The sequence below is a fragment of the Burkholderia sp. RF2-non_BP3 genome, from assembly GCF_001522185.1.
In the GTDB taxonomy this organism is placed as follows: domain Bacteria; phylum Pseudomonadota; class Gammaproteobacteria; order Burkholderiales; family Burkholderiaceae; genus Burkholderia; species Burkholderia diffusa.
This window is the reverse complement of record NZ_LOSU01000078.1, coordinates 1-724: the sequence shown is the minus strand read 5'-3', so window position 1 is coordinate 724 and position 724 is coordinate 1. Positions and strand designations below refer to the sequence as shown.

At 63.8% G+C, this 724-nt stretch carries 1 protein-coding gene; it reads right to left on the bottom strand.

Annotated elements, in window-relative coordinates; genetic code table 11:
* On the bottom strand, positions 1-724 hold a 724-nt coding region (locus tag WS45_RS36485), incomplete at both ends, for a hypothetical protein (protein ID WP_306459432.1).

Genomic DNA, 724 nt, shown 5'->3' with positions numbered 1-724 from the left:
CGACGTCGACGGGTCTGTCGTCGGCGACCAGCTCGATCAGCTCGCTGTCCACGTCGACCTCGACCGGCATCAACTCGTTGTCGACGGGCTTGAGCTCGACCGACAGCACGGTGGCGTCGCTGTCGACCTCCACGTCGACCGGCCTGTCCTCGGCAACCAGCTCGATCAGCTCGCTGTCCACGTCGACGTCAACGGGTATCAACTCGCTGTCGACGGGCCTCAGCTCGACCGATAGCACGGTAGCCTCGCTGTCGACCTCGACGTCGACTGGCTTGTCGTCGGCGACCAGCTCGATCAGCTCGCTGTCCACGTCGACCTCGACGGGCATCAACTCGTTGTCGACGGGCTTGAGCTCGACCGATAGTACGGTGGCTTCGCTGTCGACTTCGACGTCGACGGGTATCAACTCGCTGTCCACGTCGACTTCGACGGGTATCAACTCGCTGTCCACGGGCTTGAGCTCGACCGACAGCACGGTGGCGTCGCTCTCGACTTCGACGTCGACCGGTCTGTCGTCGGCAACCAGCTCGATCGGCTCGTTGTCCACGTCGACTTCGACGGGTATCAACTCGTTGTCGACGGGCCTGAGCTCGACCGACAGCACGGTGGCCTCGCTGTCGACTTCGACGTCGACGGGTCTGTCGTCAGCGACCAGCTCGATCAGCTCGCTGTCCACGTCGACCTCGACGGGCATCAACTCGTTGTCGACGGGCCTCAGCTCGAC